Below are 7,960 nucleotides of genomic sequence, written 5' to 3' on the forward strand. Positions count from 1 at the left end.
CCGCCCGGCATGGTGTGAGTTACTTCACGTTGGCGCCGACGACGGCGTCCCAGTTCTTGCTGATCGCTTCCTTGGCCTTGCCCTGCTCGTCGAGCGTCGGAAACACTGCTGCGGCATAGGATTCCGCCGGAGGCAGCTTTGCCAGCACGTCCGCCGGGATCTTGCCATTCTTGGCGAGATCGTTGAAGCGGATCGGGTGGCAATAACCCTTCAGCCAGCCGATCTGGCCTTCGTCGGAGTAGAGGTACTCCATCCACAGCTTGGCTGCGTTCGGATGCGGCGCGTAGGCGCTGATCGCCTGCACGTAGACGCCGGCGACGACACCGGTCTTCGGCACGACGACGTCGACGGGCGGATTGCCCTTCAGCGTGTCGCGGCCGGCGAGCGCATTGTAGTCCCAGTTGATCAGGATCGGGGTCTGGCCCTGGGCGAGGGTTGCCGGCTTGCCAACGACCGGAACGAAATTGCCGGCGGCGTTGAGCTTCTTGAAGAAGTCGAGGCCAGCGGTGCCGGCGGCTTCACCGGCTGCAGCGCCACCGGAAAGGCCTGCAGCGTAGACCGCCTGGATGGCTTGGTTCGAGGCGCGCGGATCGCCGGCAAGAGCAACCGCGTTGGCGAATTCCGGCTTCAAGAGGTCAGCCCAGTCGCTCGGTGATTCCTTGACCAGATCCTTGTTCACCATGAACGACAGCACGCCGTAATAGTCGCCGTACCAGAAGCCCTCGGCATCCTTGGCGCTGTCGGGGATCGAGTCCCAGGTCGACACCTTGTAGGGCTGGATCAGGCCGTCGGCCTTGGCGGTCGGGCCGAAGGACAGGCCGACGTCGATGACGTCGGGCGCCTGCGGGCCCTTGTTGTCCTTGTTGGCCTTGATCGCCTCGATCTCGTCGCCGGAACCGGCATCGGGATTGAGTTCGTTGACGGTGATTTCCGGATACTTCGCCTTGAAGCCTGCAATGACGTCGCCGTAGCCGCACCAGTCATGCGGCAGCGCGATGGTGGTGAGCTGGCCTTCCGCCTTGCCGGCCTTGACGAGATCGTCCAGCGAATCCGCGGACGAAATCACCGTCGACGCGAAAAGCGCCGCGGCCGAAAGGGAAAGCACTTTCCCCGTGAATTTGAACATGTGTTCTCTCCGTTGAACTGACGCCGTTGGACGCCTGCGATGCGGTATCGTTTTCATGTGACAGCCAGATGAAAGCTTTGTGAAAGCGGCTGCTCGCAGTGCGAAAAAGTAAACTCTTTTTAACCTGATGTAGCAATCGCTCCGCGATTCTTTTTCCGGCTAACTAGTTTTTGCCTTGCCCGTCATCCTCCCCCTTGTTTTCATAGCCCCTTTTCAGATCACTTTGCGGCGCGGAAAACGCCTCAGACCGTGCCGGCGATGGCGTTTTCGAGCAAGGTCAGCGCCGCCTTCTTGGTCAGCTTGACCGGGTTGCCGCCGGCAGTCGGATCGACCACCGCCATATCGGCGATCAGCATCTTACGTTTCTTGTCCATATCGAGCCCCTTGATAAGGCCGGGCAGTGCATGCGGCACCTTCAGTTCCTTGCGAAGCTTGATGATCGCCTTGGCGAAGCCGTCAAAGCCGCCCTTGATGCCGCAATAGGCGGCGAGCCGGCCGATACGCTCCTCGATGGAGTCCCGGTTGAAGGCCAGAACATAGGGCATGAACACCGCGTTGGTCATGCCGTGATGGGTGTCGTAGAGCGCGCCGACCGGGTGCGACAGCGAATGGATGGCGCCGAGCCCTTTCTGGAAGGCGGTGGCGCCCATGGCGGCGGCGCTCATCATATGGGCGCGCGCAACGAGATCCCCGCCGTTGGCATAGGCCTTCGGCAGGTTCTCGAAGACCAACCTCACACCTTCGACGGCGATGCCGTCGGCCATCGGATGGTAGCCGGGCGCGCAATAGGCTTCGAGGCAATGGGCCAGCGCATCCATGCCGGTACCGGCGGTGATGAAGCCCGGCATGCCGACCGAAAGCTCCGGATCGGCAATGACGATAGCCGGCAACAATTTGGGATGGAAGATGACTTTCTTGGTGTGCGTGGCCTCATTGGTGATGACGCCGGCGCGGCCAACCTCCGATCCGGTCCCGGCGGTGGTCGGCACGGCGATGATCGGCGCGATGGCATCCGAATTGGCGCGCGTCCACCAGTCGTCGACATCCTCGAAATCCCACACCGGCCGCGTCTGCCCGGCCTGGAAGGCGATCAGCTTGCCGAGATCGAGCGCCGAGCCGCCGCCGAAGGCGATGACGCCGTCATGCTTGCCCTTCTTGAACACGGCGATGCCGGCGGTCAGGTTGGATTCGACCGGGTTCGGCCTGACCTCGGAGAAAACGCCGTAAGGGACCTTCGCATCGTCGAGGATCTCTAGGGTCGAGGCGACGACCGGCAGTTTCGCCAGTCCAGGATCGGTGACGAACAACGGCCGCTTGATGCCGGTGGCCGCCAGCACCTCAGGCAATTCCTTGATGCGGCCGGCGCCGAAGCGGACGGTGGTGGGGTAGTTCCATTTGGAGATCAGCTTGGACATTTTTGTCTTTCAATAAATCAGATGGCTTCGCGCAGATGGAATGATTTCGGCCTGGTGAGATTGTCATAGCCGATGGCCGACAAGCCCGCGCCCTTGCCGGTGTCCTTGACGCCGGTCCAGACCAGTGCCGGATCGAGGTAGTCGCAGCGGTTCATGAACACCGTGCCGGTCTCGACCCGATTGCCGATCGCGACGGCATGCTCGGTATCGCGGGTCCAGATCGAAGCCGTCAGCCCGTAAGGACTGTCGTTCATCAGAGCGATCGCCTCTTCGTCGTTACGCACCTTCATGATGCCGACGACCGGGCCAAAGCTCTCTTCGCGCATGACGCTCATCTGATGATCGACTTCTGTCAGCACTTCCGGTGCCAGATAAGGCGAACCGGCCTTGTCGTTAGCCACCTTCATGTCGATGTGCGCCTTGGCACCCTTGCGCAGCGCTTCGGCCTTCTGTTCGCGGATCAGATCGGCGAAGCGCGCCTGCGCCATCGGTCCCATCGTCGTCGCCTGGTCGAGCGGGTTGCCGACGACATAGTTCTTGGTCTCGGCGATGAAGCCTTCGACGAATTCGTCATAGACCTTTTCGTGCACATAGACGCGTTCGATGCCGCAGCAGCACTGGCCGGAATTGTAGAAGGCGCCGTCGACCAGATTGGCGATCGCATGATCCATCTTGGCGTCCGGCAGCACATAGGCCGGATCCTTGCCGCCCAGCTCGAGGCCGAGCGTCATGAAGGTGCCGGCCGCCGCCTTTTCGATGGCGCGGCCACCGCCGACCGAACCGGTGAAATTGACATGGTCGATCTTTCCCGAGCCGAGCAGCCTTTCGGTCTGGGCGTGATTGAGCACGACATTCTGGAACACGCCCTTGGGCAGGCCGATCTTGTCGAACGCCTGCTGAAAGCGCTCGCCGACCAGCAGCGTCTGCGCCGCATGCTTGAGGATGACGGTGTTGCCGGCCATCAGCGCCGGCACGATGGTGTTGACGGCGGTGAGATAGGGATAATTCCACGGCGCGATCACCATGACCACGCCGAGCGGGTCCTTCTTCACATAACGGCGGAAGCCGTCCTTCGGGTTGGAGGCAGGCACCGACTTGAGCGCCTGCTCGGCGATCTCGACCATATAGGTGGTGCGTTCCCTGACGCCGCCGAACTCGCCGCCGTAGCGTACGGGCCGCCCCATCTGCCAGGCGATCTCCGGCACGATCTCGTCTGATATCGCGACCAGCGCTTCCAGCATGGCGAGCATGTACTTGCCGCGCTCGACGATCGGCGTCTCAGCCCATTTCTCTTGCGCCGCCTTGGCGCGTTCCACCGCTGCATTGATCGCCTGGTCGGTCGCGATCGGTCGCTCGGCATAGATCGAACCGTCGATGGGGGATATGAGTTTGACCGTCTCGGTCATTTTGTAAGTCCTCGTATTCTACAACAAAATCGTATGGCCTGGCACTGCCCCTCATCTGCCTGCCGGCACCCTCTCCCCCACGGGGAGAGGGTAAGAGTGAAGGGGCGCCGACGAACCGTCGATACCTAGTACCGCTCGAACCCTCTGTGCAGTTCCCAATCCGTGATGCGGCGGTCGTATTCAAGCTGCTCCCACTTTGCGGTGTGGACATAATGTTCGAGCACATCCTCGCCGAGCGCCTGCTTGAGCATCTTCGACTTCGCAAGCGTCTCGGTGGCATCGCGCAGCGTCTTCGGAATCTCCGGCAGGCGCGATGCCTGATAGGCATCGCCGACGAACGGCTTCTGCAATTCCAGCTTCTCGTCGATGCCGGCAAGGCCGGCGGCGATCAGCGCTGCGAACGCAAGATACGGGTTCAGATCGGCGCCGCCGATGCGGCATTCCATGCGGATGCCCTTGGTGCCCTCGCCGCACAGGCGGAAGCCGGCGGTACGGTTGTCCTCGCTCCACATGATCTTGGTCGGCGCGAAGGTGCCGGCCTGGAAGCGCTTGTAGGAGTTGATGTAGGGCGCCAGGAACCAGGTGAATTCCTTGGCGTATTTGAGCTGGCCGGCGGCCCATTGCTGGCCAAGCGTCGACAGCGTCCAGTCGGCCGCCTTATCGAAGAACAACGGCGTCTTGCCGTCGGCGCTCCACAGCGAATTGTGGATGTGGCTGGAATTGCCGGCGAGCCCGTAATTGTATTTGGACATGAACGAAATCGCCTTGCCCTCGGACTCCGCGATTTCCTTGGCGCCGTTCTTGAGGATGACGTGACGGTCGGCCATGTCGAGCGCCTCGGCGTAGCGCACATTGATCTCTTCCTGACCCGGACCCCACTCGCCCTTGGAATTCTCGATCGGAATGCCGGCCGCTTCCATCTCGTTGCGAAGCCGGCGCATGACGCCCTCTTCCTTGGTGGTGATACCGATCTGGTAGTCGCCGATATAGGGCGATGCGGTATCGAGACCTTGCCAGTGCTTCTTGCGGGCGGAATCGTATGTCTCGTTGAACAGATAGAATTCAAGCTCGGAAGCAAAATAGCCTATATAGCCGCGCTCCGTCAGCCGCTTGACCTGCTTCTTCAAGATGGCGCGCGGCGAATGTGGCAGGTCATCATGGGTGTGGTGGTCGAGCACGTCGCAGATCACGAGTGCGGTCTTTTCCAGCCAGGGAATGCGCCGCAGCGTGGCCAGATCCGGCTTCATGACGAAGTCGCCATAGCCCTTCGACCAGCTCGCCGCCTTATAGCCCGGCACCGGCTCCATATCGATGTCGGCGGCCAGCAGATAGTTGCAGCCATGCGTTTCGTCATGCGCGGAATCGACGAAGTACTGCGCCAGGAAGCGTTTTCCCGCCAGCCGTCCCTGCATGTCGACGATGCAGGCCAGCACGGTGTCGATCTCACCGCTGGAGACCGCTTTCTTCAACTGATCGAACGAGAAATTTCCGGCCATTCCTTTGGCACTCCAGCACTTGTCGATTGAAAGGGATAAACGTAGCCATGGCCGGCGCGAGGCCGGCCATGGCCATATAGGGCGATATCAGGCGCCAGCTTCGCCGATAGCCACCTCGGCTGCCCTGATCGCGGCCTGGCGTTTGGCGATCTGATCACCGATCGGCGGACCCTGGAACCGGCGGTTCTCGAAACCGAACCAAAGCACGGCGGTCAGCAAGATGAAGCCTATGGTGATGTAAAGCACCTTGTCGTTCGGCGGCTGGATGGCGATGTAGAAGATGATCACCATGCCGACAATCGACAGCGCACAGAAGAGCTTGAACAGTCCGGCGCCCAGGTTCCACGGGCCAGGATTAGGCCACTTGGCCGTGCCGAATGCGACCATGCCGAGTGCGATCGGGATTGTGAACGACAGGAACAGGAACACCAGCGTCGAATTGACGACGATGGTGTAGATGTTGGTGCCGCCGATCGAAATAAACTGGGCAAGGAACACATACAGGATTTCGAGGATCGCGGCCGTCCAGATCGCATTGACCGGCGTGCGCCAGGTCGGGTTGACCTTGGCGAGAGCCGCGGAGCCAACGGGCATGCCGCCGTCGCGGGAGAAGGCAAACAGCATGCGCGAAGCCGAGGTCACGGTGGCCAGGCCGCAGAGGAACTGCGAAATCAGGATGGCGAGATAGAGCAGCTCCTTGAGCCACACGGGCAGGATCGCGTCCATCGTCGAGAAGAAGACGCTCCAGCCCTGCTTGGCGCCGGCAGCCAGGTCCGGGATCGCGAGAACGATTGCGCACAGCATCACCCAGCCGATCAGAGACGACCACAGCACCGACGAAATGATCGCCCGCGGAACGGAGTGTGCTGCCTTGACGGTCTCCTCGGAGGTGTGGGCCGAGGCGTCATAGCCGGTGATGGTATAGACGGGCAGAAGCAGGCAGAGCAGGAACAGGTACATCATGGAGTCGGTTTGCGGAAAAACACCGCCGCCCGCATCGCCTGAATAGTTTGTGAACGTCCACAGCCGGCTGATGTCGATTGCCGGTGCGAACACCAGGCAGGCCACGATCAGCACTGCTGTTGCGCCCAGGATAAGAAAGCCCGAAGCATCGGTGAGCATTGCCGTCAGTTTGATGCCGAAATGGTTGAACAGCGCCTGCAGCACGGTGATGAAGGCGACAAACCCGACGATTTCGCCCGGCGTGCCGGTGATGCCGAACCAGCTTCCGAATGTTCCAACGAAGAAGAAAGCGGTGCCGATGTTGATGGCGCCGAGCACGGTGATCAGGCCGAACAGGTTTAGCCAGGCCGTCAGCCAGCCGGTGAAGCGGTTGCCGAGGATCGACGACCAGTGATAGAGGCCGCCGGCGGTTGGAAATGCCGAGGCGATCTGCGCCATGGCAAGGGCGAAGAAGCCCGACACGCAGCAGCCGACGATCCAGCCGATGCCCGCACCTGCGCCGCCGATCGACGATGTGGCTTGCGCGAAGGAGTTGATGCCGCCCGAAAGGATGCAGATGATCGAGAACGATATCGCGAAATTCGAGAAGCGGCTCATGCTTCGCGACAGTTCCTGGGCATAGCCCATGCCGTGGAGAACCTTCAGGTCCTCCTTCTTGTCAACGTCCGTATAATCCGGTCCTGCCATTTTCATTCCCCTGTGGTTCTAATTGGCCGATTGAACTGACTTTCCGACTGAAGGCGATCTGGAATATCCGGCCTCCTCTGGCTCCAGATCCGAAAAAATGCCCGTGAGCAGATCCGCCCATTTCCGCTGCCCGGTCTCGCCGGCGATTTCGTCGTTGCGGATTTCGATCATCGCGCAGGGCAGGCCGCGCGATCGCGCATGCCGTTCCAGCGTGAAATAGACGCGGTCGGCAGGCGAATACGGCTCGTTGACGCCGACGGTGACGCCGGCAAGCCGCTTCAGCGCCGATATCAGCGGCGCCGCCAGCCGGCGATCCTCGTCGTGGATGATGCCGATATGCCAGGGCCGGTTTTTGGATTTGTAGACCGGCGTGAAGGAGTGGACCGAAACCAGCCGCGTTTCCTGACCATGTGACAGCCTGTTGTCGATGATACCGGCAATCGTGTCGTGGAAAGGCTGCCATGACAACGCGACACGCGCCGCCCGCTCGCTTTGCGACAGGCCGGCATTGCCCGGTATGGCCGTTGTCTCACTGACCGGCGGCACCAGGTCGGGCGCGTCGAGCGGCCGATTGCAGTCGATGACAAGGCGCGAAATGCAGGTTTCGACCAGAGTCGCGTCAAGCGCCTGCGCCATGCGGAGGGCAACCGGCAGCGCGCCGGGATCCCAGGCGATGTGGCGCGACAGGTCCTCGGCGGCAAGGCCGAGCGTGCCGAATTCGGCCGGCAGGTAGTTCGAGGCGTGATCGCAGGTCAGCACGAATGGGCTCGATCCGGCGGGGTTCGTCACCCTCACGGTATCAGACGATGCAAGGCTGGCGGGCCGTGCTTTCTCCATACTCTGCCGTCCCCGGGGAGCGCTGTATCG

The 7,960-nt window shown here is 61.6% G+C and carries 6 protein-coding genes; all 6 read right to left on the bottom strand.

The features are described from left to right. Positions 1 to 19 precede the first annotated feature (19 nt). The 6 genes from EN939_RS12765 to EN939_RS12790 all read right to left on the bottom strand — a co-directional run bounded on the left by EN939_RS12765 (position 20) and on the right by EN939_RS12790 (position 7,930). Positions 20 to 1,126, bottom strand: a complete 1,107-nt coding sequence (locus tag EN939_RS12765) for an ABC transporter substrate-binding protein (RefSeq protein ID WP_127268303.1) — start codon at positions 1,124 to 1,126, stop codon at positions 20 to 22. 242 nt (positions 1,127 to 1,368) lie between these two features. Then, the gene (locus EN939_RS12770; protein WP_127268304.1) at positions 1,369 to 2,541 is read right to left on the bottom strand and encodes an iron-containing alcohol dehydrogenase; all 1,173 of its coding nucleotides are present in this window, start codon (positions 2,539 to 2,541) and stop codon (positions 1,369 to 1,371) included. Positions 2,542 to 2,558: 17 nt separating this feature from the next. After that, on the bottom strand, positions 2,559 to 3,947 hold the full coding sequence (locus EN939_RS12775; protein WP_127268305.1) for an aldehyde dehydrogenase family protein: 1,389 nt from the start codon (positions 3,945 to 3,947) through the stop codon (positions 2,559 to 2,561). A gap of 125 nt (positions 3,948 to 4,072) precedes the next feature. After that, positions 4,073 to 5,443: a glutamine synthetase family protein gene (locus tag EN939_RS12780; protein WP_127268306.1), complete on the bottom strand. Its 1,371-nt coding sequence runs from the start codon at positions 5,441 to 5,443 to the stop codon at positions 4,073 to 4,075. Between the two features lie 87 nt (positions 5,444 to 5,530). Next, the gene (locus EN939_RS12785; RefSeq protein ID WP_127268307.1) at positions 5,531 to 7,093 is read right to left on the bottom strand and encodes an amino acid permease; all 1,563 of its coding nucleotides are present in this window, start codon (positions 7,091 to 7,093) and stop codon (positions 5,531 to 5,533) included. 18 nt (positions 7,094 to 7,111) lie between these two features. Beyond that, complete coding sequence (locus EN939_RS12790; RefSeq protein WP_127268308.1) at positions 7,112 to 7,930, bottom strand: N-formylglutamate amidohydrolase; 819 nt, start codon at positions 7,928 to 7,930, stop codon at positions 7,112 to 7,114. Between the last annotated feature and the right edge of the window lie 30 nt (positions 7,931 to 7,960).

This window comes from Mesorhizobium sp. M7A.F.Ca.CA.002.05.1.1 (genome assembly GCF_003998335.1).
Lineage (GTDB): Bacteria > Pseudomonadota > Alphaproteobacteria > Rhizobiales > Rhizobiaceae > Mesorhizobium.

Bases quoted from the DNA above. Each gene is read 5' to 3' on its own strand.
- EN939_RS12770 (WP_127268304.1), bottom strand. From the start codon at position 2,541: ATGTCCAAGCTGATCTCCAAATGGAACTACCCCACCACCGTCCGCTTC.
- EN939_RS12785 (WP_127268307.1), bottom strand. From the start codon at position 7,093: ATGGCAGGACCGGATTATACGGACGTTGACAAGAAGGAGGACCTGAAG.
- EN939_RS12765 (WP_127268303.1), bottom strand. From the start codon at position 1,126: ATGTTCAAATTCACGGGGAAAGTGCTTTCCCTTTCGGCCGCGGCGCTT.
- EN939_RS12775 (WP_127268305.1), bottom strand. From the start codon at position 3,947: ATGACCGAGACGGTCAAACTCATATCCCCCATCGACGGTTCGATCTAT.
- EN939_RS12790 (WP_127268308.1), bottom strand. From the start codon at position 7,930: ATGGAGAAAGCACGGCCCGCCAGCCTTGCATCGTCTGATACCGTGAGG.
- EN939_RS12780 (WP_127268306.1), bottom strand. From the start codon at position 5,443: ATGGCCGGAAATTTCTCGTTCGATCAGTTGAAGAAAGCGGTCTCCAGC.